This window comes from Bradyrhizobium sp. 186 (assembly GCF_023101685.1).
In the GTDB taxonomy this organism is placed as follows: domain Bacteria; phylum Pseudomonadota; class Alphaproteobacteria; order Rhizobiales; family Xanthobacteraceae; genus Bradyrhizobium.
Map to the genome: position 1 here is coordinate 6610234 of NZ_CP082164.1, position 24323 is coordinate 6634556.

The 24323-nt window shown below is 63.4% G+C and carries 22 protein-coding genes; 10 read left to right on the forward strand and 12 right to left on the reverse strand.

The genetic code is table 11. The annotated features are described in order from the left end of the window. Window positions 1–442: 442 nt before the first annotated feature. Window positions 443–1465 carry an ATP-binding protein gene (locus IVB18_RS31885; RefSeq protein WP_247984308.1) on the reverse strand — a complete coding sequence of 341 codons (1023 nt, stop codon included), beginning with the start codon at window positions 1463–1465 and terminating at the stop codon, window positions 443–445. Window positions 1466–1752: 287 nt separating this feature from the next. Further along, window positions 1753–2415, reverse strand: coding sequence for a response regulator transcription factor (locus IVB18_RS31890; protein ID WP_247984309.1), 663 nt, complete (start codon window positions 2413–2415; stop codon window positions 1753–1755). Between the two features lie 271 nt (window positions 2416–2686). On the opposite strand from IVB18_RS31890, the gene IVB18_RS31895 reads away from it, so the two are divergent. From IVB18_RS31895 to IVB18_RS31905, 3 genes are all read left to right on the forward strand, one after another. Next, complete coding sequence (locus tag IVB18_RS31895; RefSeq protein WP_247984310.1) at window positions 2687–3469, forward strand: hypothetical protein; 783 nt, start codon at window positions 2687–2689, stop codon at window positions 3467–3469. A gap of 130 nt (window positions 3470–3599) precedes the next feature. Next, window positions 3600–3941 carry a hypothetical protein gene (locus tag IVB18_RS31900; protein WP_247991782.1) on the forward strand — a complete coding sequence of 114 codons (342 nt, stop codon included), beginning with the start codon at window positions 3600–3602 and terminating at the stop codon, window positions 3939–3941. Window positions 3942–4034: 93 nt separating this feature from the next. Further along, window positions 4035–4808 carry a hypothetical protein gene (locus IVB18_RS31905; RefSeq protein ID WP_247984311.1) on the forward strand — a complete coding sequence of 258 codons (774 nt, stop codon included), beginning with the start codon at window positions 4035–4037 and terminating at the stop codon, window positions 4806–4808. Window positions 4809–4926: 118 nt separating this feature from the next. Here IVB18_RS31905 and IVB18_RS31910 read toward each other — a convergent pair whose 3' ends face one another. Beyond that, window positions 4927–5850 (reverse strand): LysR substrate-binding domain-containing protein, encoded by a 924-nt coding sequence (locus IVB18_RS31910; RefSeq protein ID WP_247984312.1) that lies wholly within the window; start codon window positions 5848–5850, stop codon window positions 4927–4929. A gap of 210 nt (window positions 5851–6060) precedes the next feature. Here IVB18_RS31910 and IVB18_RS31915 point away from each other — a divergent pair, with 210 nt between their 5' ends. The 5 genes from IVB18_RS31915 to IVB18_RS31935 are packed head-to-tail and all read left to right on the forward strand — an operon-like array spanning window position 6061 to window position 12554. Beyond that, window positions 6061–9243 carry an efflux RND transporter permease subunit gene (locus IVB18_RS31915; protein WP_247984313.1) on the forward strand — a complete coding sequence of 1061 codons (3183 nt, stop codon included), beginning with the start codon at window positions 6061–6063 and terminating at the stop codon, window positions 9241–9243. A gap of 12 nt (window positions 9244–9255) precedes the next feature. Then, window positions 9256–10449 carry an efflux RND transporter periplasmic adaptor subunit gene (locus tag IVB18_RS31920; protein ID WP_247984314.1) on the forward strand — a complete coding sequence of 398 codons (1194 nt, stop codon included), beginning with the start codon at window positions 9256–9258 and terminating at the stop codon, window positions 10447–10449. Window positions 10450–10459: 10 nt separating this feature from the next. After that, on the forward strand, window positions 10460–11611 hold the full coding sequence (locus tag IVB18_RS31925; RefSeq protein WP_247984315.1) for an OpgC domain-containing protein: 1152 nt from the start codon (window positions 10460–10462) through the stop codon (window positions 11609–11611). Beyond that, complete coding sequence (locus IVB18_RS31930) at window positions 11608–12360, forward strand: TMEM165/GDT1 family protein (protein WP_247984316.1); 753 nt, start codon at window positions 11608–11610, stop codon at window positions 12358–12360. The genes IVB18_RS31925 and IVB18_RS31930 overlap by 4 nt, the downstream gene beginning before the upstream one ends. Beyond that, the gene (locus IVB18_RS31935; protein WP_247984317.1) at window positions 12357–12554 is read left to right on the forward strand and encodes a hypothetical protein; all 198 of its coding nucleotides are present in this window, start codon (window positions 12357–12359) and stop codon (window positions 12552–12554) included. The genes IVB18_RS31930 and IVB18_RS31935 overlap by 4 nt, the downstream gene beginning before the upstream one ends. Window positions 12555–13111: 557 nt before the next feature. Here IVB18_RS31935 and IVB18_RS31940 read toward each other — a convergent pair. From IVB18_RS31940 to IVB18_RS31960, 5 genes are all read right to left on the reverse strand, one after another. After that, window positions 13112–13858 (reverse strand): SDR family NAD(P)-dependent oxidoreductase, encoded by a 747-nt coding sequence (locus tag IVB18_RS31940; protein WP_247984318.1) that lies wholly within the window; start codon window positions 13856–13858, stop codon window positions 13112–13114. A gap of 30 nt (window positions 13859–13888) precedes the next feature. Beyond that, on the reverse strand, window positions 13889–14683 hold the full coding sequence (locus tag IVB18_RS31945; RefSeq protein ID WP_247984319.1) for an SDR family oxidoreductase: 795 nt from the start codon (window positions 14681–14683) through the stop codon (window positions 13889–13891). Window positions 14684–14718: 35 nt separating this feature from the next. After that, on the reverse strand, window positions 14719–15057 hold the full coding sequence (locus IVB18_RS31950; protein WP_247984320.1) for an NIPSNAP family protein: 339 nt from the start codon (window positions 15055–15057) through the stop codon (window positions 14719–14721). A 24-nt stretch (window positions 15058–15081) separates the two neighbouring features. Further along, complete coding sequence (locus IVB18_RS31955) at window positions 15082–16314, reverse strand: ABC transporter substrate-binding protein (RefSeq protein ID WP_247984321.1); 1233 nt, start codon at window positions 16312–16314, stop codon at window positions 15082–15084. A gap of 67 nt (window positions 16315–16381) precedes the next feature. Beyond that, entirely contained in the window at window positions 16382–18085 is a 1704-nt protein-coding gene (locus IVB18_RS31960; RefSeq protein ID WP_247984322.1) for an FAD-dependent oxidoreductase, read from the reverse strand. Window positions 18086–18265: 180 nt separating this feature from the next. On the opposite strand from IVB18_RS31960, the gene IVB18_RS31965 reads away from it, so the two are divergent. Beyond that, window positions 18266–19153, forward strand: a complete 888-nt coding sequence (locus IVB18_RS31965) for a helix-turn-helix domain-containing protein (protein WP_247984323.1) — start codon at window positions 18266–18268, stop codon at window positions 19151–19153. Window positions 19154–19168: 15 nt separating this feature from the next. Here the strand turns inward: IVB18_RS31965 and IVB18_RS31970 are convergent, their stop codons facing one another. From IVB18_RS31970 to IVB18_RS31985, 4 genes are read right to left on the reverse strand one after another with little or no spacing between them, the layout of a single operon-like run. Then, window positions 19169–19999, reverse strand: coding sequence for a sugar phosphate isomerase/epimerase family protein (locus IVB18_RS31970; protein ID WP_247984324.1), 831 nt, complete (start codon window positions 19997–19999; stop codon window positions 19169–19171). After that, entirely contained in the window at window positions 19996–20862 is an 867-nt protein-coding gene (locus IVB18_RS31975; protein ID WP_247984325.1) for an SDR family oxidoreductase, read from the reverse strand. Before IVB18_RS31975 ends, IVB18_RS31970 begins: the two co-directional genes overlap by 4 nt. A 21-nt stretch (window positions 20863–20883) precedes the next feature. Beyond that, on the reverse strand, window positions 20884–21756 hold the full coding sequence (locus tag IVB18_RS31980) for an IclR family transcriptional regulator (protein WP_247984326.1): 873 nt from the start codon (window positions 21754–21756) through the stop codon (window positions 20884–20886). Next, on the reverse strand, window positions 21753–22808 hold the full coding sequence (locus IVB18_RS31985) for a Gfo/Idh/MocA family oxidoreductase (protein WP_247984327.1): 1056 nt from the start codon (window positions 22806–22808) through the stop codon (window positions 21753–21755). Before IVB18_RS31985 ends, IVB18_RS31980 begins: the two co-directional genes overlap by 4 nt. A gap of 190 nt (window positions 22809–22998) precedes the next feature. On the opposite strand from IVB18_RS31985, the gene IVB18_RS31990 reads away from it, so the two are divergent. Then, window positions 22999–24261 carry an ABC transporter substrate-binding protein gene (locus IVB18_RS31990; protein ID WP_247984328.1) on the forward strand — a complete coding sequence of 421 codons (1263 nt, stop codon included), beginning with the start codon at window positions 22999–23001 and terminating at the stop codon, window positions 24259–24261. Window positions 24262–24323 lie beyond the last annotated feature (62 nt).

Genomic DNA, 24323 nt, shown 5'->3' on the forward strand with positions numbered 1-24323 from the left:
CAATCGTCGCGGATATCCCACGGCGATTTATGGCCGGCATTGGCGGCATATTGTCGGGCTTTCGATGGTTGTAACGCTTCAGCCAGCGCCGCGAACCGCCCGGGCCGACCTCATTACGGCCCGAGCGTTCAAGCTCGATGTCGCTGATAACCCTTTGGGGGCGCGGAGAACTTCGCCGGCTAACGCGCGACCAGAGTTACTATCAAGAGACTGAGCGTTAGCCCGATAGACGACATCATAAATACGGGCACAAAAGTCTCGAAGCCGATCTCGGGATTTCCAACCACTGCTTCGTGCCGAAGAACTCGGTCCACGCTTGTCTGCATCATCATTGCGATTCTCCCGTCTCAAGACGTCGTTGGATTTGGCGTCATCCGAAAAGCGATGGGAGAGTCCTTAACTGGAACGACTTAGCTACAACATAGAGAGGGGACTTTCCTCCCTAGGCATCACTTCCGCACATGGCCGGGAGGCGGACGGTTGCTCGAAGACCTTTCGGGGCGCGGTCGGAAATATTCTCCAGCACAACTATCCCTCCGAGGCGGTCAACGATGCGTTTTACGATCGAGAGGCCCAGTCCGGTACCATCTTCAGCCGGTCGGCTGCCGCGGAAGAACGGCTCGAATATCCGATCGATGTCGCCGGATGGAATGCCTGGTCCGGTATCTTCGATCTGCACCACCGCTTCGTTGCCCTCGCGATAGACCCCGATATCGACGCGGCCGCCTTGCGGCGTGAAGCGTACGGCATTGTCGAGCAGGTTCCGTATCATCGTTGCGATCATCACGGGCTCACCCTTGGTCGCGATCGATTCAATCAACTGGAAACCGAGATCTATTCCCTTGCGCGAAGCGTCCGGCACCAGATCCGCCACCAAATCCTTCACGGTGCGGTCTAGCGGCACCACGGTGGCTTCATCGTTCGGGTCGGCCTCATGTCGCGCCAGCGCGAGCAGTTGCTCAAGAAGATGCTTGGTGCGGCGCATGCCCTGCTTGAGCGCGCCGAGGCGTTCGCGCGCTTGCTCGGGAAGATCGGCCGGATCGAGATTCTCTGCCTGCAAACTAAGCGCGGTGATGGGCGTCCGCAGTTCATGCGCAGCATCGGCGACGAAACGCCGCTGCTGATCCATCATCAATTTCACTCGCTCCAATAGCCCATTGATGGATGCGATGAACGGATGAAGCTCGCTTGGCGTGTCCGCTAGCGGAAGCGGGGTCATGTCATCCGCACGTCTTAAGTCGAGATCACCTGCCAATCGGACCATCGGGCGCAGCGATCTCGCGACGACCAACGCCGCGACCAGCAGCAAGCAGGGAATCAGCGCGACGAGCGGGAGCAGCGTGCGCATCGCCATGCTGCTCGCTATGTCATCTCTGACGTCGGTCAGCTGTGTCACGGCAAACCGGCTTCCGTCAGGCCGGGTCCGCAATAGCACCCGAGCCGACTGACCGATGCGCGAGGCCACGTGCAGTCCGTCCTGGAGGCCCCAGAGTAGCCGCTCCTCGGCCGAGCCATGCGGCGCCGTCCCCAATTCTGCGACATCAACCTCCGCGTCCGCCTCAACGCCGCCGAGTGACTGGTCGCTCTTGGCGTTGCCGTTCTGCAACAGGCTGCCGATCTGGATCAGGCTCGAATCCTGCATCTCGATCGCCTCGTCGAACGCCCAGAGATAGGTGAACGCGCCACCGATACACCCGGCCAGCAAGATAACCGCCGTCAAGCCGACGAAAAGACGAGCGCGCAGGGACTTTGTCATAACGAGCGGTCCACCATCCAGCCGACGCCGCGCACATTGCGGATCACTGTGGCGCCCAGTTTCTTGCGGAGGGTATGGATCAGGAATTCGATCGCATTGCTCTCGACTTCCTCGTTCCAGCCGTAGATTTGCCGCTCTAGCTCGCTGCGCGACAGGATCGTACCCGGCCGTGCCAACAGCGCCGAAAGCAGCGCGAACTCGCGGGCGGTAAGCAGCGATGCCTCGCCGTGGAACCAAGCTTCGTGCGTCGCAGGATCCAAATGAAGCGTGCCATTGCTGAGCAGCGCCGGCGAACCGCTGCCTTCGCGGCGAAGCACTGCGCGCATGCGCGCCAGCAATTCTCGAATCTCGAAGGGCTTTACCAGATAGTCGTCCGCGCCGAGATCGAGGCCATCAATGCGGTCGTCAACGCCGTCCCGCGCGGTCACAATGATGACTGGGAGTTTGCGGCGAGACGAGCGAAGCTGGCACAGCACCTCGCGGCCATCCGCCAGAGGGAGCCCAAGATCGAGCAGCGCTACCTCGTAGGCCTCGTTCTCCACGGCGTGGATGGCGGTCTCACCATCCGTCACCCAGTCCACCGCATAGGCGGCATCCCGAAGCGCCTGCTGGACGGCCGCGCCCACCATCTTGTCGTCCTCGATCAGCAAAACCCGCATTTCGATGTCTCTGTTTCGATGTCCACTTGATCCCTCATAGGACATCGCACCCTGGGATACCGTCCTTGTCGTCGCGTACGGCCAAATGCTCCGGCTTGGCCCGGGGTCGTTCTCCCCATCCCGACTTAGTGGAGACTTAGAGCGGGCCTCGTCAATAGCATTGCGCGATCAACACGCGCGTCCGATCTCTCCTCCTAAGCCGCTCCTAAGTTGGCTTCGTCATCGTGCCGCATCGGCTTAGAACTTGCATTCCTTGGAGAAGAGAGATCACGTGCCCGCCACGGTGAATCCCCATCTGCCACTGCTGCTTAACAAGGTCCCAGAAGTTACAGCGATCTTCTGGACCATCAAGATCGTATCGACCACGGTTGGCGAGACCGGCGCCGACTATCTCGCCGTGCATGTCGGCCTTGGGGTAAGCACGACGACCGTGATCATGGTCGGCTTTCTCGTCGCGGCGCTGGCCGTGCAGCTCCGCGCGCGAAGTTACGTTCCCTGGATTTATTGGCTGACGGTGGTTCTCGTCAGCGTCGTCGGCACGCAGATCACCGACCTGCTCACCGACAAGCTTGAAATCAGCCTCTATCTCAGCACGGCCGTCTTCGCAGCCACTTTGGCCGCGACTTTCGCGATCTGGTACGGCGTCGAGCAGACGCTTTCAATTCACACCATCGTCACCAGAAGGCGCGAGCTGTTCTATTGGTGGGCGATCCTCTTCACATTTGCACTGGGGACAGCGGCCGGGGATCTGGCGACCGAAGCCCTCGGCCTCGGGTTCCAGCTCGGCGTCATCGCATTTGGCGCGCTGATCGCGGTCATCGCCCTCACCTATTATCTCGGAGCCAACCCGGTTCTCACCTTCTGGCTGGGCTACGTCCTCACGCGTCCGCTGGGCGCTTCGCTCGGTGACCTGCTTTCGCAGTCCAGAACATACGGCGGCCTCGGCCTCGGCACCATCTACACCAGCATTGGGTTTCTCACCGTCATCGTCGCACTGGTCGGCTGGGTGAGCTTTGAAGGCGAGCGAACCGGCAAGACCGACCCGGTGCGGTGATTCCAATCTCAATGTCCATTAGAAGCCCACGCAAGCGCGTGCGGGCAAGACCAAGAGGAGAGCACGCATGAACAAGACAATTCTGGCGCTGGCCGTCGGCCTTCTGACGGTGTCGACAAGCGAGCCGAACATGCACGCCAACGGGCACATTTGGTTCGTGCCGCCTGCCGAAGCGGCAATGTCATCGAAGCTCGGCGACCTGACGCCGTTCCGCACCATCGTCGTCGACGTCTCGGCGCTGCTCGAGAAGGGCGACCTCGCGGAAGCCAAGACGCGGATCAAGGATCTCGAAACCCAATGGGATGAGGCGGAGGCCGCCTTGAAGCCGCGCGCCGCCGCCGACTGGCACACCGTCGACAAGGCCATCGACCGTGCGCTCGAAGCGCTACGCGCCAGCACCCCCGACGCCACCAAATGCAAGCAATCCGTTGCTGAGTTGCTGTCGATCATGGATTCAGTCGGGAAATCCTGACGCTCGGCCGCGTTGCATTTTTGACACGTATCCAACATGACCGACGGCGGCGCCGCGCGCCCGCCGTCGATATCCGGCGAACGTGGAAGAAGCATGGATCAATACTACAAAAGCGCGGTCGACACTGAGCCAGCGAGTAAGGTTCCAGAAGTCACCCTGGGATTTTGGATCATCAAGATACTCGCGACGACGCTCGGCGAGACCGGCGGCGACGCCGTGACGATGTCGATGAATCTCGGCTATTTGGCTGGAACGGCGATCTTTGCGGCGATCTTCGCCGCCGGCGTCACCGCGCAGATGAGCGCGAAGCAATTTCACCCGCTGCTTTACTGGGTGGCGATCGTCGCGACCACCACCGTCGGCACCACGCTCGCCGATTTCGTCGATCGCTCGCTTGGCATCGGCTATCTCGGCGGCTCCTCACTCTTGGCCGTTTTGCTTATCGCTTCGCTTGCGCTTTGGCATCGAACGATGGGCACTGTTTCGATTGCGTCGATCGACTCGAAGTCGGCCGAGACCTTCTACTGGGTGACGATCATGTTCTCGCAGACTTTGGGCACCGCGCTCGGCGACTGGATGGCCGATTCGACCGGGCTCGGCTATGCCGGCGGCGCTCTGGTGTTTGCCGCCGGGCTCGCTGTCGTAACCGGGGCCTACTTCTGGACCAACATTTCGCGGACTGTCCTGTTCTGGGTCGCGTTCGTGCTCACCCGGCCGCTTGGGGCTACTGTTGGCGACTTCCTCGACAAGCCGCTCGACCATGGCGGTCTGGCGCTCAGTCGATACACCGCGTCGGCCTCGCTGGTGGCCATCATGGTTCTGTTGATCGTGCTCGTGCCGCAGCGCTCGGGAGAACATCCGGCCTGACGACGTGGTGCGCAAAAGCAGACATTCGGCAGAGCCAGGCGCGCATCGCGCCAAACCGGGGGCCAACCCATTCCTCGGGCGCGCGCGATGGCACCGGCTTTCCGCCGGAAAATGTCTATCAACCCCGAAGCTCGCTCGTCACGCTGCTGATGACATCTCGCAGCCAAGCATGCGCGGGCTGGTTATCGAGCCGTCGCAGCCAAATCATCGCAGCTTCGATCGGCTTGGGCGAACGCGACAGCCGACGGAAAACAAGTGGGTGAGACCTTGTCATGTTCTTGGCGACGTTGAGCGGAAGGACAGACACCAAATCCGACGTCGCCAGAATCTGCGCTGCAGACAGAAATGGCGCACGCATCGCAGGTCTTGGGCCAGGCTTTGATCGTCCAGGGCCGTTCTCGACAAGATCGGTGCCGAATTGAGCCGACGAGATTTCGAGCTGGGGGAGCGCGGCCAGCTTCTCGGCCGATAGTTCCTGCGCCCTTGCGCTCGGATGACCCTTGCGATGTATTACGACGAACTGATCCTGCAGCAATCGCCTCCGCGAGAAGCGCTCGCCCGTCGCGGCGGATGGCCCCATCGCCAGATGCAGTTCGCTTCGATCAAGCTGATCGAGAACGTCCAGTGTGCCGCTTGGCCGAAAATCCAGCTTCACCCCGGGAGCAATTCGGGCAACATGCGCCGCGATCGGTGCGACCAGAACGATCGCCGCGTAATTGTCGACGGCAATGCGGAATGATGCCGTCGCCGTTGACGGATCGAACTGCACGGGCTCCAGCGATTGTTGCAGCCCATCGAGTGCGATCCTGATCGGCGTGGCAAGTTCGTCGGCCCGTGGGGTCGGCACCATTCCGTTTGGGCTGCGGACAAACAGCTCGTCTTTCAGCATGTGACGCAATCTCGTCAGGGCATGGCTCATCGCAGGCTGGCTCAGTCCCAGCCGTTGCCCCGCCCGCGTGACGGATCGGTCCCGCATGATGGCGTCGAACACCACCAGCAGATTTAGATCGAGCGCAGCTAACCTGGGCGCTGTCTTGCTCAAGCGACTCGAACTCCAAAACAATTCAATGCGCGCATGTGAAGATGAAGAGAATGCATTTTACGAATGCGAAACTCAAGCCTAGATTCGGGATTGTCGATTGGAAAATGGCGCTTGGCGAGGCTGCGAAACAGCAGGTGGCTGCGGGCGCTAAGGATGCCCTAATGATCGGGCCGCTACAGCGACGGCACGTCTTTTACACGGGAGAAGCTCATGATTGGAATCGTTCGGCTCGCCTTGCGGCGGCCCTATACGTTCGTCGTCATGGCGGTGCTGATCCTGATTTTTGGTACGGCGTCGGCGCTGCGGACGCCGACCGACATCTTTCCGAACATCAACATTCCCGTCATCAGCGTAGTGTTCAGCTACACCGGCCTGCCCGCCGACGACATGGCCGGCCGCATCGTCACGTTCTACGAGCGGTCGCTGCCCAACAGCGTCAACGATATCGAGCACATCGAATCCCAGTCGATCGTAAACTACGGGATCATCAAGATCTTCTTTCAGCCGACCGTGAACATCAATGCCGCGCTGGCGCAGGTCAACGGCATGTCGCAGACCGTGCTGAAGCAGATGCCGCCCGGCATTACCCCGCCGTTGATCCTGAGCTTCAACGCCTCGAGCGTGCCGATCCTGCAGCTCGCGCTTTCAAGCGACAAGATGTCGGAAACCCAGATTTTCGACTCGGCACTGAACTTCATCCGCCCAGCGCTGGCGCCGGTTCCAGGCGCCGCGTTGCCGCTTCCCTTCGGCGGCAAGGTGCGCCAGGTCCAGGCCGATCTCAATCAGCAGGCGCTGCATCAGTACGGCGTTTCCGCCAACGACGTCATCAACGCGCTTTCGCTGCAGAACCTGATCACGCCGGTCGGAACGCAAAAAATCGGCTCCTACGAATATACTGTCAATTTGAACGACTCGCCGAAAGCGGTGCAGGCTTTCAACGACCTTCCGGTCAAGACCGTCAACGGCACCGTCATCTACATGCGGGACGTCGCCTACGTGCATGATGGCAGTCCGCCGCAGACCAATGCCGTTCACGTCAACGGTGCCAGCGCCGTTCTGCTGACGATCATGAAGTCGGGCGCCAGCTCAACGCTCGACATCATCAACGGCGTCAAGCGCCTGCTGCCGTCGGTGTCGCAGACGTTGCCAAGCAGCCTGAAGTTGACCGCGGTGGGCGATCAGTCGGTTTTCGTGACCGATGCGGTATCGAGCGTGGTCAGAGAAGGCGTGATCGCGGCGGCGCTGACGGGCGCGATGATCCTGCTGTTCCTTGGTAGCTGGCGCTCGACGTTGATCATCACGCTCTCGATCCCGCTGGCGATCCTGGCGGCGTTGACCGGCCTCTCGCTATTGGGCGAAACCGTCAACGTCATGACCCTCGGCGGCCTGGCGCTCGCGGTCGGTATCCTGGTCGACGACGCCACCGTCACCATCGAGAACATCAACTGGCATCTTGAGCAGGGCAAGGAGATCGAGCCCGCCATTCTCGATGGCGCCCAGCAGATCGTGGTGCCGGCGACCGTTTCGTTGCTTTGCATTTGCATCGCCTTCGTGCCGATGTTCGGGCTTGGCGGCGTCGCCGGTTATCTGTTTCGGCCGCTCGCCGAAGCGGTGATGCTGGCGCTGGCCGCGTCCTATGTGCTGTCGCGCACGCTGGTGCCGACGCTGGCAAACTATCTCCTGCGCCATCAGCACGTCGGCGGCTCGGGCGATGCGGCCGGTCACGCAAAAGCCACCCGTAATCCACTCGCGCGGTTCCAGCGCGGTTTTGAGCACATGTTCGAAAACGTTCGAAAGGCCTATCTCGGCCTGCTGCAGCTCTGTCTGGGGAACCGGATCAAGGTGATCGCCGGATTCATGGCTTTCAGCATCCTGTCGTTCGGCCTTGCGCCCTCACTCGGCCAGGACTTCTTCCCGACCGTCGACGGCGGCCAGATCAAGCTGCATATCCGGGCGCCGACGGGAACGCGGATCGAGGAGACGACCACCCTGACCGACCGGATCGGAACGGCCATACACGGCATCATTCCGTCCAACGAGCTCGGCGGCATCGTGAGCAATATCGGGCTTTCGGTCTCCGGCATCAACATGGCCTACAACAATTCCGGCACCATCGGCGTCGGCGACGCCGACATCCTGATCAGCCTCAAGCCCAACCATGCGCCGACCGACGACTACATCAAGACCATGCGGGAAAAACTGCCGCTGCAATTTCCGGGTACAAGCTTCGCCTTCCTTCCGGCTGATATCGTCAGCCAGGTGCTGAACTTCGGCGTACCGGCGCCGATCGACCTGCAGGTCGCCGGCAGCGACCTTGCGGCCAATCGCAAATATGCCAATGCGCTGCTGACGAAAATCAGGGCGATCCCGGGGATCGCGGATGCGCGCATCCAGCAGGCGTTTCAGCAGCCGACGCTGGACGTCAATGTCGACCGCTCGCTGACGTCGCTCGCCGGCCTCACCGAAAAAGACGTCGCCACCGCGATGCTGACGACGCTGTCGGGAAGCTCGCAGTCCGCCCCGACCTATTGGCTCAACCCCGCCAACGGCGTGTCCTACGCGGTATCGGTACAGACCCCGCAGCGCGATATCAACAGCATGACCGGCTTGCAAAACATTCCGGTGACGTCGGCAGCGGCCGCCAATACCCAGCTGCTCGGCGGCCTGGCGCAGGTCCAGCGCGCCAACAGCAACGCGGTGGTGTCGCACTACAACGTTGCGCCTGTCATCGACATCTATGCGACGCCGCAGGGACGCGATCTCGGCGCGGTTGCATCGGATATCCGGACCGCCATCCACGACACCGCAAAAAATCTTCCCAAGGGCGCAAGCATCGCACTGCGTGGCCAGGTCAGCACGATGACAAGCGCCTATCAGCAGCTGTTCGTCGGCCTCGCGGCGGCGATTGTGCTGATCTATTTGCTGATCGTCATCAACTTCCAGTCCTGGGTCGATCCATTCGTCATCGTCATGGCGCTGCCGACCGCGCTGGCCGGGATCGTCTGGATGCTGTTCGGCACCGGCACGACGCTTTCGGTTCCCGCGCTGACCGGCGCCATCATGTGCATGGGTGTGGCGACCGCCAACAGTATTCTGGTGATCAGCTTTGCCCGCGAACGGATGGCGGCCGCGGCGAGCGCCACCGAAGCAGCCTTCGAGGCGGGCGGTTCGCGGTTTCGCCCGGTGCTGATGACGGCGCTCGCCATGGTTATCGGCATGCTGCCGATGGCGATCGAGGCCGGGCAGAACCAACCGCTCGGGCGTGCCGTGATCGGTGGGCTGATCTTTGCCACCTGCGCCACCCTGTTTCTGGTGCCAACCATCTTCAGCCTGGCGCATAGCCGGCAGTCCGGCGCGGCAAGTGAGCCAGACGGCGCAACGATATCGCATTGAGTGGAGAAGAAAATGCCCGCGGAAGACATCAAAGCGCCAGGCCGAAAAGGCCTTCTGACCGCTGCGGCTGCCGCCGTCCTGATGGCCGGCATCGTGCTCAGCTACGGCTTGATCGGCGGCGCGCAGAGCAAGCAGGAGGTGGTGGACTGGACCAACACCCATGCCATCCCAACGGTTGCGCTGGCCGCGCTGATCCCCGGCGGCTCGCATCAGACGCTGACGTTGCCCGGCAATATTCAGCCGTTCAACCGGGCGGCGATTTTCGCGCGCGTCAACGGTTACGTGAAGAGCTGGGACCACGACATCGGATCGCCGGTCAAGGCTGGCCAGGTGCTGGCCTCAATCGATGCGCCCGACCTCGACCAGCAGCTCGGCCAGGCCAAGGCGACGCTGGCAAGCGTCAGGGCCAATCATCAAATCGCATCGCTCACCGCCAACCGGAACAACATACTACTGCAAAAGCACATCGTGGCCCAGCAGCTTGCGGACCAGACCACCGCCGATGAGAAGGCGAAGGAGGCCGTCGTCGACGCCAACGAAGCCAACGTCCGCCAGCTCGAGGCCATGCAATCGTTCAAGACGCTCGCCGCGCCATTCGACGGCGTCGTCACCGCCCGCAACGTCGAGCTCGGCATGCTGATCAATTCGGGCGGCTCAGGGCAGCCGCTGTTCGAGGTGTCGGACCTGCATCGCGTTCGCATCTACGTGCAGGTGCCGCAATCGTTTACGGCCGAGCTGACCGTTGGAATGAAAGCGACGTTCGAAATGCCGCAATACCCGGGCGCTCAATTCGAGGCGACGCTGTCGCATGTCTCCAAGTCGATAAATCAAACTTCGCACAGCATGCAAGTCGAGCTGCAGGCCGATAATGCCGCCGGAAAATTCTTCGGCGGGAGCTACTGCAATGTGCGTTTCGAGATTCCGATCGACGCGCATCTGGTCAAGGTTCCGTCGACCGCGCTGATCACCGGCAACCAGGGCACGCAGATCGCAACCGTCGACGGCAATGACAAGGTTGTCCTCAAGAGCGTGCAACTCGGTCGCGATCTCGGTGACAGCGTGGAGGTTCTTGCCGGATTGTCGCCGGCCGACCGGATCATCAATAACCCGCCGGAGACGCTGGCCGGCGGCGATCCGGTTCGCGTGGCGCAGGCGGCCTCGCAGGCCACCGCTCCGGCATTGCCGGCGCCATCGTCCAAGCAATGAGGCGCGTGTCATGCGGATTCATGCGGATATCCCCTTCGGCACACGCGACATCAGGCTGGATTTATTTCGCGGCCTGGCGAACTGGGCGATCTTTCTGGACCACATTCCTCATGAAGTGCTGAATTGGACCACGAGCAGGAATTACGGCTTCAGCGATGCCGCCGATCTCTTTGTATTCATCTCCGGCTACACGGCAGCCCTCGCATTTGGACGAATCATGGTCGAGCGCGGCTATCTGGCCGCTGCATCGCGGCTGTCAAAGCGCGCTTTCGAACTCTATGCCGCGCACATCATGGTGGTCGCCATCTATATCGTGGTGATTGCGTGCGCCTCCCGCGAATTTCTCGATCCAGACGACCTGAACCAGTTCAACGTCGCTATTTTCCTGAACATGCCGTTCCGGGAATCCATCCAGGCGCTGGCCTTGAGATACAAACCCGTCAATCTCGACGTGCTTCCGCTTTATATTCTGTTGTTGGGCGCGTTCGCGCCGACTCTCTGGCTCTTGGTCCGCAAGCCGAATTGGACATTGGCTGGTTCGCTGGTCCTGTATGTTGCCGCAAGGCATTTTGGCTGGAATCTTCCGGCCTCTCCGTCGGGCTCCTGGTATTTCAATCCGTTCGCCTGGCAACTGCTGTTTGTTCTGGGCGCATGGACAGCCCTTGGCGGCGCCCGGGCCCTGCAGCCGATCCTCGGAACGGGGGCGGCGTTCCGGCTCGCGATCGGCTACCTTTTATTCGCTTTTGCCGTGACGACGGCCATTCGGTCTCCAGATATCGGCGGCCTTGTTCCGCATTGGATGCTGCAGCCATTCGATCCCAACGATAAGACCAACCTCGCGCCTTACCGTGTCCTTCACTTCATCGCGCTCGCTGTTGTGGTGACCCGGTTCCTGCCTCTAGATTCGCCAATCTTGCGATGGCGCGCGCTGGCGCCGCTGATCCAGTGTGGCCGAAGGTCGCTCCAGATCTTTTGCACTGGCATCGTCCTCTCGTTTTGCGCTCATGCCGCGATCGAACTGAGCCTGAACGCGTTGTGGGTTCAGATTGCCGTTGGTGCGATCGGAATATCGCTGATGACAGCAGTCGCCTATTGCGGGACGTGGTCGAAAGGGCGTGATCGCGCGCTTTCCTCGCCGGTTCGAATTGGAGAGCTCGCATGATCGCCCATTGGGGACTGATCTGGCCGGCCATGATGGCCGCGTTCCTGGCCTCACTGGTCGAGGCGGTCGAAGCTCTGACGATCGTGCTGGCTGTGGCTACCGTGCGCGGCTGGCGGCCGGCCGGGCTCGGCGCGCTCGCCGGGCTTGCGGTGCTGGCGCTCATTGTCGTGGCGCTCGGGCCGTTGCTGGATCATGTGCCGCTGCACCTGCTGCAGCTCGTCATCGGGGTCCTGCTCCTCCTGTTCGGCATGCGGTGGTTGCGCAAGGCGATCCTGCGCGCGGCAGGGGTCATCCCGCTCCATGATGAGGCGTTGACGTTCGCGGCCGAGACGGCAGAATTGCGCGAGCAGGCTCGCCGCAACGAGGCGCGGCTCGATTGGCTCGCGGCCATCACGACCTTCAAGGCGGTTCTCCTCGAAGGGCTGGAAGTCGTGTTCATCGTAATTGCAGTGGGTGCCGGTCACGGAATGGTCGTTCCCGCGAGCGCCGGCGCTATTGCGGCGTGTCTCGGCGTTGCGCTTGTCGGCCTTGCCGTTAATCGGCCGCTGGCGCGGGTTCCGGAAAACACGCTCAAATTCGCCGTCGGCATTATGCTGTCCGCGTTCGGCGTGTTCTGGACCGGTGAGGGACTCGGCGTGCCTTGGCCCGGCGGCGATTTCGCGATCGTGGGATTTGCGGCGATGTTTCTGGCTGTCAGCAGCGCAGCTATCGTGCTCGCTCGCCGCCCGAAAACGGGGGCCTTGTCATGATGATCCTGCTGCGGGAACTGGCCGGCCTGTTCGTTGACGACGGGGCGCTCGCGCTCGCGATTCTGGCGGTCGTCGGCCTCGCGGGCATGGCGGCAGTGCTGATGCCGGATACGCCGTTGGCAGCGGGCGCTGTCTTATTGTTCGGTTGTCTCGCCGCGCTGGTTTCGAGCCTTGCGCGAACCGACAGGCATTGATGGCTCGCGCCACGCGCGTTCGCCGTATGGCGGGGTGGCGCTTGCTTTCGGCGGGCAGGCCGAGAACGGAGAGTAACCGGTCAAGAATGACGAATGTCCGCTAAGACACAGACGCACTGCGGCCAAGTCGCGGTGACAATTTTGGAAAGTTTGGTTTCAATTCTGAATCCGTGATTTGACGGGCTCGTGGATTGCTGACGCAGACGTTCTGGTGCACGACAGGGGTCGCCACGATTGAAGGCGTGGCTCTCTTGCCGAACGTCACTTCTCGCCGCAAGCGGCCATTCACTTGTTCCGCGAATTGAACCCTCGGCAATTGACCCGAAACAGCAGCCCGCCGCTGACACCGCAGCGCGTCCAGTTCAGCCTGCTTACATTGGTTGCCGTTAGATTTTCTATGATCTCCCGGTGCACACATCGTGCACACGCCGCCTTCTAACTAATTGAAAGACCTAAACTCTCGCTCCAATCCATCATGAGCCAAGTTGAGCTAACTGAGGCTGGCCTGATCCAAGATCGTCAACTCTAAACCATGGCCACGGCGCAAATGGATTTGGTTAGATTGCCGTATAGCCGCCGTCGGCATTGATGCACGCGCCGGTGATAATCGAGGCCCTGTCGCTGGCGAGAAAGGCCACGACCTCTGCAATTTCCTCGGGCCGGGCCAGCCGCCCGATCGGCTGCCGGGTCAGCATCGTCTGGCGGGTCGCCTCGGGCAGCTTTGCCAGCAGCGGCGTATCGACATAGCCCGGAGAGACGCAGTTGGCCCGGATCCCCTTGCGCGCATAGGTCAGCGCAACCGAGCGGGTGAGATTGACCACCGCGGCTTTTGCGGCCGAATAGGCGTTGCTGTTCTCCTGGCCGACATGGGCCAGAATGGATGCCATGTTGACGATCGCGCCACCGCCGGTCGCAAGCATGCTGCCCGCGGCGAACTTGTTGCAGATCGCCACCCCGGTGAGATCGACGTCGATCACGCGGCGCCAGTCGGCAAGATCGAGTTCGTGGATTGGCGACTTGCGCTCGGGAATGCCGGCATTGGCGACGAGGACGTCGAGCTGGCCGAACTGCGTGACGGCCGCCTGCATCAGCGCGACAACCGAGGCCTCATTGGTGACGTCGACATGCTGGAAGACCGCCGCATGACCATCGGCGGTAAGCCCGGCCGCAAGTGCGGCTCCGCTTTCGGCGAGATCACCGAGCACGACTTTCGCCCCCTCGACGGCAAACAGCCGTGCAATCGCGGCTCCAATCCCGGAGCCGGCGCCGGTGATGACAGCAACCTTTCCCTTGAGCAGCACCATACCCTCCCGTTCGACCCCGATTTGCCGAACTCAGTTCTTCTCGAAGCCCGGGCGCGGAGTCGTGCCCATCAGCGTCTGTGTGAAGCCACCGTCCACGACAATCTCCTCACCGGTGATGTAGCTCGCCCGCTCGCTCGCGAGGAAGACGGCCGCATCGGCGATGTCCTCGGGGCGGCCGATGCGCCGTGCCGGCACCAGCGCCCGCCGCGCCTCGTGCACGCCCTGGGTCTGATAGATGGCCTCGGTCATCGGCGTGCGGATCATGCCCGGGCTGACGACGTTGCTGCGTACGCCGCGCGGTCCCCATTCGACCGCGAGCTGGCGGGACAGCATGGCCACGCCGGCCTTGCTCACGCTGTAGGCGCCGCTGTAGCCCTGCGGAAACGAAGCCGAGATCGACGCGACATGGACGATGGCGCCTGCACCGCGCGCCAGCATCGGCCCTCCGAAGGCCCGCGCGCAGCGCAGGTAGCCGGTCAGGTTCAACGACAGAATGCGGTCCCAATCCGCCATGCTCGTGGCGTCGAGCCCGCTCGGCAACATCGTGCCGGCATTGTTGACGAGGATTTCGGCTTCGCCCACCTTCGCCGCCACCTCGCCGGCGGCGCGCCTGACGCTGTCATCGCGGGTGACATCGCAGGCGAGGAACTCCGCGCGGCCACCGCTTGCGCTAATCTCCGCCGCGACAGCCGCGCCGGCCTCGTCGCGGTCGAGCACGACGACGGTCGCGCCCACCGCCGAAAGGCCGAGCGCAATGCCGCGCCCGATGCCGGCACCACCACCCGTGACGACGGCAACTTTCGCGGAAAGATTGATCCATGCCATGCGGAGCTCCCAAAGTTAGAAAGGCGATTGGCGGCTCAGGTGGCGAGACCCGCCAGAGACGGCAGCTCGATCCTTCGGATCAGCCGGTTCTCCTGCGCGATGATGAGATGCTCTGAGGCTTGCAAGTAATCCGGCCAGTCGGGATGCTTGTCGCGCGCGGCGTGCCGGCGCTCGAACTCTCCCATGTCGGGGAAACCCCAAAGATGGACGATCTGGTTGAGCGGCCCAACCGCGCTCGTGAACATGCCGAGCGGACGACCCAGATATTTGAGCTGGACCGGCATCGCGAGGCGGTCGAACAACTCGATGAACTCCGCCATCTTGCGCAGGCGGATGGTATAGACGCGCAGGTCGACAATGGCTTGCTCGGTCATCGGAGGATCTCCCGGTTGGTTCTCTCAGCCGCGCACGAGCGCACAGCTTCCCTCGTCGAGCGGCCGAAACGCTTCAGTCGCGCCTAGCGTCGAGACCAGCTTGTAGACGTCGCCGGTGGACGTGCTCTCCGCAGGCTTCTTCACCTCGAAGAGATAGGCCGGATGGATCTTGCGCCCGTCGGCGCGGATCATACCCTGGCCGAAGCAGTCGTCGTCGGTCGGCATCTTCTTCATCAGCTCGACGACCTCGCGCCCGTTGCGCTTGGCCTGCCCGACGCCGAGCTCCTTCACCGCCTTGAGGTAGTGCAGCACACAGGCGTAGTCGCCGGCCTGACTCATGTTGGGATAGACGTTTGCTGCCAGGCGTGGCTTCATCCGGTTCATGAAGGCGCGCGTTCGCTCGTTGAGATCCCAGTAGAAAGTCTCGGTGAGCGACAGGCCCTTGGCCGTGGGCAGGCCCATGCCGATGACGTCGGTGACATAGCCGACAAGCGCCGCCATGCGCGTGCCGCCTTGGTCCAGGCCGAACTCCTGGGCCTGCTTCAGGCAGTTGATCAGCTCATTGCCGGAATTGGCAAAGGCGATCACATTCGCGCCGCTCGACTGGGCCTGCAGAAGGAAGGACGAGAAGTCGGAGGTTGAGCCGAAAGGATAGCGCACCGAGCCGAGCACGGTGCCGCCGGCCGCCTTGACGAATTTCGCCGCGTCCGTCTCGGCCGCATGGCCGAAGGCATAATCGGCGGTGAGGAAGAACCATTTCGAGCCGCCCGTGCGCACGAGCGAGGTCGCCGTCGAATGGGCGAGGCACCAGGAATCCCAGGACCAGTGCACGAGGTTGCCGCTGCAGCTCTTGCCGGTCAGGTCCGATGAGCCCGCGGTGGTGATCAAGGCAGCCTTGTTCTTGTCCTCGATCAAATATTTGGCGCCGAGCGCGATCGAGGAGTTGCCGACATTCTCGATCACGTCGACGCCATCCTGATCGAACCATTTGCGGGTGATCGCAAGGCCAACATCGGCCTTGTTCTGATGGTCGGCCACCAGGATCTCGACCTTAATGGAGGGATTGGCCGCCATGAATTCGGCGGCCGCCTGCTGCGCGCAGGCGACCGTGGTAGGCCCCGATACGTCGCGGTAGATGCCGGACATGTCGGTGATCACGCCGATGCGGATCGTGTTGTCGGACTGCGCCCGGGCGAGGCGCGGGGCCAACGCCGTGGCGAGGCCTGCACCGACGAAACTGCGGCGTGTCATTTTCATGTCGTCTCTCGCTCACCCGCCCTGCCTTCCGGCATGGGCCGTTGTTGATCGCGCTGGATGGTGTTGATCAGGCTTGCTGGCCGGCCAGATGACGGCCGGTGATGTAACCGAAGGTCATGATCGGCCCGAGCGTGATGCCGGCGCCGGGATAGTTGCCGCCCATGATCGAAGCGCGATCATTGCCGACGGCATAGAGGCCGGCAATCGCCGTGCCGTCGTCGCGCACCACGCGGCCGACCACGTCGGTGGTCAGACCGTCGAACGTTCCGAGATCGCCCATGATGAGCTTCAGCGCGTAGTACGACCCGGTGCCGATGGGGGCGACGTTCGGGTTCGGCTTGTGCTCGGCGTCGCCGAGATAGCGGTTGAAGGCCGTCGAGCCGCGCTTGAACGCGCGGTCGATGCCGTGGACCGCGCCGTCATTGTACTCGCGCACCGTTGCTTCCAGACCGTCGGCATCGATGCCCACGGCCGCGGCAAGCTCGCGCAGCGTCGCGCCGCGGCTCAGATAGCCGTTGCGCACGAAGGCGCCGACCGGTACGGGCGCCGGCTTCGCATAGCCGAGGCCGTATTTGCGGATCGTGGCGTGATCGCAGATCAGCCAGGCCGCGGTCTCCTTGCCGCCCGCGCCATCAGCGATCATTGCGGCGCCGACGTCGTGATAGGACTCGGACTCGTTGGTGAAGCGGCGTCCTTGCCCGTTCACCGCGATCACGCCGGGCTTGTAGCGGTCCACGAGATGCGGAAATACGCCGATGCGATTGCCCAGCGGCACACGCGACACCGGCATCCAGGCCGCCGCATTCGGAAAGCGGATATCGCAGCTGCCGCCCGCCTCCTCCGCCATGCGGATCCCGTCGCCAGTGTTGGCCGAGGGCGTCGGCGACAGATGCTCGCCGCCGCGGGCAAGGTGCGGATAGGCGCGCGCGATGCGCGCCTGATCGTGTGGAAATCCGCCACTCGCCAGCACCACCGCACGGCGCGCCGTGATCTCGTACTCGCCCTTGGCGTCGCTGACGACCGCGCCCGCAATAATACCGTTCCGGACAATCAGCCGCTGTGCGGGCGTTGCCGTGAGCAGCGGAATCCCGAGGTCGAAGACGGTCCTCGCAAGCCGCGCCGCCAGCGCGTTGCCACTGGCGACCTTGACGCCACGGCGATAGCGCGCGAGATCCCAGAGGTGGCTCGCGAGCCGCTTGGCCACGTAGATTGCGGACGCGAGCGAGCTGGTCACGCGGAAGAAATGCTTCAGCTCGTCGTTGGACGAGTTGAACATCATGCCGATGAAGGTGATGGTCTCGAGCGGCGGCCGCAGCCGGCGGATCTCCGTGCCGAGCGCGCGGGCGTCGTAGGGCGCCGCGGTCACCGAGCGGCCGAGCTTCGCCCCGCCCTCCACATCCGGATGATAGTCGGGATAGGCCGACAGCACGAATTTCGCTTCGGTCTCCTTCTCGAAGAAATCGAGCATGCGCGGGCCGACATCGAGAAAGGCATCGATCGCCGCATCGTCGAAATGATTGCCGGTCTCGTGCTCGAGATAGGTGCGTGCCGCCTCGCGGCTGTCCGTCACGCCTGCGTCGCGCGCATGGCGATTGCCGGGTATCCACAGCACGCCGCCGGAAAACGCGGTGGTGCCGCCGAAATAGGGATCCTTCTCGACGATGATCACGTCGAGCCCGCACTTGCGGGCCGTGATCGCGGTGGACAATCCGCCGGCGCCGGAGCCCACGACCAGCACGTCGCATGACAGATCACGCGCTTGTCCTGACATTGCCGTTTCCTCCCGTGGCCTCGCCGCGCCGTCGTTTTTTAAGTCGGGCGACGCATGGTTCTCTGGATAGGCGCGGCCGCGGGCGCCGCCAATGGACGAAACTCCTTTTGTATTGTACTTTCCATAAGTGCGGTGCAGCGGCGAACAACGGCCGCCAGCTCCGTGGAGGGAACCGAAAGCATGATCCCGCACTATTTTTTATATGAGGAGGTGGCTCCGAAGATCGAACCGTCGTTCCTCCATATAGAGCCGATCCCGGTGCGCAGCGGTCGCCATAATTGGACAATCCGGACGCACACGCACCCCGACCATCACCAGATCCTGGTGATCAGCAAGGGCGGCGGCGCCATCGAGGTCGAGGGCGTGAGCTGGGAGATCTCGCCGCCGGCGCTGGTCATTATCCCGGCGCTGACCATCCATGCCATCCGCTTCAAGCCAGGCACCGACGGCTATGTCATCACTGTGGCGCCGCCCTTTCTGCAATCCGCGCTCGATGACGATGCCGATCTCGTCGACGGCTTTCGCGTGCCGGCACGCTTCCTGCCGCAACAGATCGGCCGCGACATCGACCTCGTCGGCCTATTCGCCTCGCTCGAGCACGAATTCGTCTGGTCGGCTCCCGGCCGCCGCACCGCCATCAAGGCCTATCTGCAACTGCTCGCTGTGACGGTGCGCCGGCTGCTCGAACAGGAGCGCGTCCGCCCGATCTCCAGCGCGCGGGAAGCGGAGACGGTGGTGCGCTTTCGCGAGCTGGTCGAGCAGCACTATCGCGATCACCCCTCGCTCGATATCTACGCCCGCAAGCTCGGCGTGACGGCGGCGCGCCTCAACGCCTGCTGCCGGATGACGACGGGCAAGTCGTCGCTGGCGCTGATCAATGATCGGCTGCTCACGGAAGCCAAGCGCAACCTGCTCTACTCCGACATGACCGTGAACGAGATCGGCGCCGCGCTCGGCTACGCCGATCCGGCCTATTTCAACCGCTTCTTCTCCCGCAATGTCGGCCTGTCGCCGGGCCGCTTCCGCGAGCGGCTGGTCTCCGGTGAGACTCGCGCCGCTGCCGGCTGAGGCGGCATTGCGCAATCAGCCGGCGAGAGAGAAGACCAGCCCCTGCCGCTTGAGGATCGCGGCGCCTTGGTCGATATCCTTGAGCGGCTGGTCCGACAGGATCTCGAGAACGAGCCTGCCCTCATAGCCGCGCTGCCTCAATACCGCGGCGATGGCCGCAAAATCGATCTCGCCCGAGCCGATCGGATCGTGTCGCCACTGCCCCTTCGGGCTATCTGACAAATGAACGATGCCGAGACGGGGCCACAGCGCCTTGAGCCCCTCGACCGGATCCTCGCCGATCGCAACGGCATTGGCGACGTCGTAGATTACCGGCATCCCGGCATAGCCTTCGGCATCCAGAAAGCGAACGATATCGGCGGCGCTCGCTAGCAGCCCCTGCGGATGATTCTCGAGGATGACCGGCACGCCCGCGCGCTCCGCCTTGTCGTGGATGCGGGCGAAGGCGTCGCGAAAGCCCACGATCAACCGGTCATTGGCCTTGGCAAGCAGCGCGTGCCGGCGGCCGGAGCCGACGCAGATCCAGCGCGCACCGAGCTCGGCGGCGCGGTCGATCGCGGCCGCATAAGACGAAACCGCAAAATCGACCACGTCCCGCGAGGGGCTGGCGAGGTTGATGTCGCTGCTGGCGAGGTCGAGGGCCAGCAGCGACAGACCGTGGCGCTCGATCAGCGCGCGAATTCGTCGGGTGCGCGCGGCGTCCTGCGTCCACGGATCGAAGTGCGGCGGCGTCGCCATCAACTGGATGGTGCGATAGCCCGCAGCGGCGAGCCGCTCGATGGCGTCCTCCGCGCCGCAGTCCCACGCGAAGCCGAAAGTGTGGGCACCGAGCACCGGCAGCGTCATGGGGCCGTCCGGTAGAGCTCGATGGTGCGGCGCAAGCCGGGAAACGTGCGCCGCAAGTTGCCCTCGCCGATGTCCTCCGCGAAGGGAAGCACGGGACCATCGATACCGATCTTCGCAGCCGGCACGACGGCCCGCACGGCCGCGACGACGTCATCGTTCGACGCCACCTCGCCCGGCAGGTTGAACACATGCGCCCCATCGGGCTCGCGGCGAAGTGCGGCCTCATAGGCCGCGACGACATCGTCGACAAACACGAGGCCGGCCGCGCTGATATAGGGAATGACATAAGTCTCGCCACGGGCGGCCGCACGGCAGGCCAACGACGGGCCCGCGGTCAATCCGGTTTCCCGGCCATAGCCGTAGACGATATAGGGCCGGAAACCGATGCTGGCGATGCCGTGATCCTCCCAATAAGCCCGCGCGCTGCCTTCGCAGGCGAGCTTGAACGCGCCGTAATGGGTGACGGGCCGCGGCGTCGTCTCATCGTCAGGGCCGTAAACGCCGGCGCTGCTCGTATAGACGATGCGGCGGATGCCGAGCGCTTGCGCGGCGTTGAAGACGTTCAACGTGCCGACGAGGTTGATCATCGCGCCGCGCACGGGATCGGCCTTGCAGGCAGGCGTCAGCACGCCGGCGAGATGGACAATTCCGTCGCAGCCTTCGGCTGCGGCGCGCACCGCCTGCCCATCCGCGATATCGCCGATGCGCCGCTCCACGGACGCGGCGGCGGGTCCGACAATCCCATTGAACTGCGCCGAGCGCTCGACCGGCTCGAACACGCGCAGCCGATGACCATCGCCCGCGAGCCGTCGCGCCAGCCACGCTCCGATGAAACCGCCGCCGCCTGTGATCAGAATCCGCATTATATCAGGCCTCCGCGCCGATCAGCTGCCAGCGCCGAAGAAGCTTTCGCCCGGCCGCGCGGCTCGGCCGTAGAGTCCGGGCGAGGCGAGCGTCGCCATCGAGAGCTCCTGCGCCGTCTGCAACAACGCGGGCGCCAGCTCGAGCATGCGCTCCTCGGTCAGGCGGATATGGGGACCGGCGATCACCACGGCCCCGGTCACCTCCTTGGACTTGGGGTGACGGATGGGGGCCGCGGACGCGCTCATCCAGGGCGTATAGGTCTGTACGCAGATGCTGACGCCGCGCTTGCGGGTCTGGCGCAGATATTTCAGCAGCGCCGGCCAGCTCTCGGGCGCGCGCGGACCATAATCCTTGCGCAGCCCATAGCCCTGCTTCTCCACCAGCGTGCGCGCATCCTCGTCCGACAGGCACGACAGCCAGGCATGGCCGCTCGCCGAGCAGGACAGCCGTCCCACCTGCCCCATGTCCGGGTCGTAGCGCAGTCCGGAGGGCGATCCTTGCGCCTTGGCCACCCACACGAGCTCACGACCATCGATAATGGCGAGACGCACCAGCTCACCGCTCTCGCGTGCCAGGCGATCCAGGAGCGGCTGGGCGAAATCGGTGATGCCGCTGCCCGCGAGGAAGGTGAAGGCAAGCGATGCGACCTTGGCGGTGAGCTGGTAGGCGCCCTGCTCGCGCTCCTGCTTGACATAGCCATGCTCGATCAGACTCGTCAGCACGCGGTGCGTGGCGCTGCGCGGAATGTGCAGCGAGTCGGCGATCTCGAACAACTGCATCCCGCGGGCATTCGTCGCGAGCAGCTCGAGCACGCCGAGCGTGCGCTCCAGAAGGCCGCTGGGCGCATCGACGGGATCCGGGTTCTTCAGCATCAAGGCAGCATCCTGATTCACAATTCCATCTCCTGATCAGGCCGCACTATCTGACCGGTTTTAGCGGCTTTGTGAACTGCCATCGTGGCCCGCAGGGTCAGCATGCCGTCGCGGGCGGTAATCAGCGGCGCTTCCTGTGCTCGGACCACCCGCGCCAGATGATCGATCTGCGCCAGATAGGGATCGCCGCGCTCGACGCCAACTGAGTCGCGCGAGATCGGGTCAAACCAGCTCTTCGCTGACGAATAGTGCCAATAGTCGAGCGTCGGCAGCGCCAGCGCGCCTTCGGTGCCGCTGAGGAAATGCGTCTGCACCGCGGCCGGCTGCGGCGGATAGTTCGGGCTCTCGCCGCTGGCGAGATCCCAGTTCCATGGGCTCGCCGCGGTGTCGCTGAGGCTCAGCGTCACCAGCGCACCACCAGCGAGCCGGAGCAGGATCGCCGCGCTGTCCTCGACCTCGAAGCCGCGCACCGCGTTGGAGACGATCGCCTGCACGGAGGCGATCTCGCCGCAGAGATGACGGACCAGATCGATCTCGTGAATGAGGTTGATCAGCACCGGCCCGCCGCCGGGCTCCCGTCGCCATGCCACCTCGAAATAATCGGCGGGCTTGTAGAAGGTCGCAAGCACGGTCGCGCTGGTCAGACGGCCGAGAGCGCCTTCGGCAATCATGGCGCGGGCCCGCCGCGTGATCGGATTGTGCCGCCGATGGTGCCCGACCAGGACGGGCACGCCCGCGCGCTCCGAGGCAGCCGCGATCGCGGCCGCATCAGCGAGCGTGCTCGCAATCGGCTTTTCCACAAGCGCCACGATGCCGCGCTCGATGCAGGCGATCGCGAACTCGCGATGGGTCGCATTCGGCGTGGCGATGATCGCTGCATCCGGCTTCACCGCACCCAGCAGGTCGCGTGCATCCCCGTAGCAGGGGACGTCGAGACTTTCCGCGTAAGTCTTTCCCGCTGCGGCTGGTTCGGCGATCGCCGCAAGCCTGCAGCTCTCCGATCGGCGGATCGTCTCGCAATGGGCCCGTCCGATTGCGCCGGTCCCGATCACCGCCACGGCGACCTTGCTCATTCCGCATCCTCTTTTGATTGGCGTTGCTCCCGGGGAGGCTTCTAGCATGAGCTGGCCAGAATTGGAATTTGATTCCAATTTTCGATTTTGATATTGGAATCCAATTCCAGTCATGATAGGGCAAGCCCCAAGTGCCGCATGCACGGCCCGCCGGCAACGACTGGCGCATGTCAGAAGGGGAGGTAAAGCAATGACGGACCAGACGAAGACACGAGCGGCAACCGGCCTGCGCATCGGTCGGCGCGGCCTGCTGTTGGGCGCAACGTCGCTCGCAGCATCGCGCCTCGGCATGCCCTATATCGGCAACGCGGCAGCCGCCGAGCCGATCAAGATCGGAATGATCTGGGCCAAGACCGGCTCGATCGTCGATCAGGCCGAATATCTCGCCCAGGGCGGCATGCTCGCACTTGAACAGCGCAACAACACGCTGTTGGGGCGACCCGCGGAGATCGTCTGGCTGGATGAGCCCAATCCGCAAGGTGCGCAGCAGAGCGCGGAGCGCCTCGTCGGCGAGCAGAAGGTCGTCGGTATTGTCGGCGGCGCGCTCTCCTCCTTTGCGCTCGCGATTTCGTCCGTCGCCAAGAAGGCCAAGATTCCCTATGTTGCGGCCAATGCCGCCACCGGCGACCTCACCGGCAAATCCTGCAACAAGTACACCTTCCGTCTACAGCCACCGGTCGACGTTCATGCCCGCGTTCTTGCTCCCTACTGCGCTGCAATCGGCAAGAAGTGGTACCTCCTGACCGCGTCCTACGCTTTCGGCCAGGACATCAAGCGCGCTTTCACCGACTACATCACCTCCAATGGCGGCACGGTGGTCGGCGCCGACGAGGTGCCGGTCGGCACACCGGACTATTCGTCCTTCATCCTGAAGATCCGCGCCGCCAAGCCCGACGTCGTGATCGGCGGCATTGCGGCGAGCGATCTCACCACCTTCCTGAAACAGTGGAACGAGCTCGGCATGAAGGGCAAGATTCCCTTCGCCGAGATCTCCGTCGGCAACACTGACCTGTGGGGCGTCGGCCCCGAAGCCGCCGACGGCCTCTACACCATCACCTGGTGGTACAAGAATCCGAACAACTCGCCTGAGGAGCAGGCGATGGCGGCGGCCTATGAGAAGAAATACAACAGGCCGGCGGCGGACAAGGCCTGGATGGGCTGGCTCGGCATGAAGAGCCTGCTCGACTCAATCGAGAGGGCGAAGTCGACCGAGCCCGGCGCGATCGTGCAGGCGCTGGAGAACTGGAAATATCGCCGTGGCGATCTGGATATTGGCTACCGCGATTTCGATCATCAGATGACGAGCCGCCTTTTGGTCGCCGGCATCCACCCCAAGATTTCAGACAAATGGGACTATTTCGACGTCAAGGCCGAGTTGCCGAAGACGCCGGACAACATCGCCAAGGCCTTCGGCTCGGCGGGCGACAGCGCCTGCAAGATGGACACGCTCTGAGGTTTAACTCTGGGCGAAACGCGATGACGCAGGCAACCCGCTTGCGCCATCGCATCGCCCGA

Excerpts from the sequence above, each read along its gene's own strand:
- IVB18_RS31950 (WP_247984320.1), bottom strand. The coding sequence starts at position 15,057 with ATGACCGAGCAAGCCATTGTCGACCTGCGCGTCTATACCATCCGCCTG.
- IVB18_RS31945 (WP_247984319.1), bottom strand. The coding sequence starts at position 14,683 with ATGGCATGGATCAATCTTTCCGCGAAAGTTGCCGTCGTCACGGGTGGT.
- IVB18_RS31965 (WP_247984323.1), top strand. The coding sequence starts at position 18,266 with ATGATCCCGCACTATTTTTTATATGAGGAGGTGGCTCCGAAGATCGAA.
- IVB18_RS31890 (WP_247984309.1), bottom strand. The coding sequence starts at position 2,415 with ATGCGGGTTTTGCTGATCGAGGACGACAAGATGGTGGGCGCGGCCGTC.
- IVB18_RS31990 (WP_247984328.1), top strand. The coding sequence starts at position 22,999 with ATGACGGACCAGACGAAGACACGAGCGGCAACCGGCCTGCGCATCGGT.
- IVB18_RS31905 (WP_247984311.1), top strand. The coding sequence starts at position 4,035 with ATGGATCAATACTACAAAAGCGCGGTCGACACTGAGCCAGCGAGTAAG.
- IVB18_RS31935 (WP_247984317.1), top strand. The coding sequence starts at position 12,357 with ATGATGATCCTGCTGCGGGAACTGGCCGGCCTGTTCGTTGACGACGGG.
- IVB18_RS31955 (WP_247984321.1), bottom strand. The coding sequence starts at position 16,314 with ATGAAAATGACACGCCGCAGTTTCGTCGGTGCAGGCCTCGCCACGGCG.
- IVB18_RS31985 (WP_247984327.1), bottom strand. The coding sequence starts at position 22,808 with ATGAGCAAGGTCGCCGTGGCGGTGATCGGGACCGGCGCAATCGGACGG.
- IVB18_RS31940 (WP_247984318.1), bottom strand. The coding sequence starts at position 13,858 with ATGGTGCTGCTCAAGGGAAAGGTTGCTGTCATCACCGGCGCCGGCTCC.
- IVB18_RS31960 (WP_247984322.1), bottom strand. The coding sequence starts at position 18,085 with ATGTCAGGACAAGCGCGTGATCTGTCATGCGACGTGCTGGTCGTGGGC.
- IVB18_RS31970 (WP_247984324.1), bottom strand. The coding sequence starts at position 19,999 with ATGACGCTGCCGGTGCTCGGTGCCCACACTTTCGGCTTCGCGTGGGAC.
- IVB18_RS31930 (WP_247984316.1), top strand. The coding sequence starts at position 11,608 with ATGATCGCCCATTGGGGACTGATCTGGCCGGCCATGATGGCCGCGTTC.
- IVB18_RS31915 (WP_247984313.1), top strand. The coding sequence starts at position 6,061 with ATGATTGGAATCGTTCGGCTCGCCTTGCGGCGGCCCTATACGTTCGTC.
- IVB18_RS31900 (WP_247991782.1), top strand. The coding sequence starts at position 3,600 with ATGCACGCCAACGGGCACATTTGGTTCGTGCCGCCTGCCGAAGCGGCA.
- IVB18_RS31975 (WP_247984325.1), bottom strand. The coding sequence starts at position 20,862 with ATGCGGATTCTGATCACAGGCGGCGGCGGTTTCATCGGAGCGTGGCTG.
- IVB18_RS31925 (WP_247984315.1), top strand. The coding sequence starts at position 10,460 with ATGCGGATTCATGCGGATATCCCCTTCGGCACACGCGACATCAGGCTG.
- IVB18_RS31920 (WP_247984314.1), top strand. The coding sequence starts at position 9,256 with ATGCCCGCGGAAGACATCAAAGCGCCAGGCCGAAAAGGCCTTCTGACC.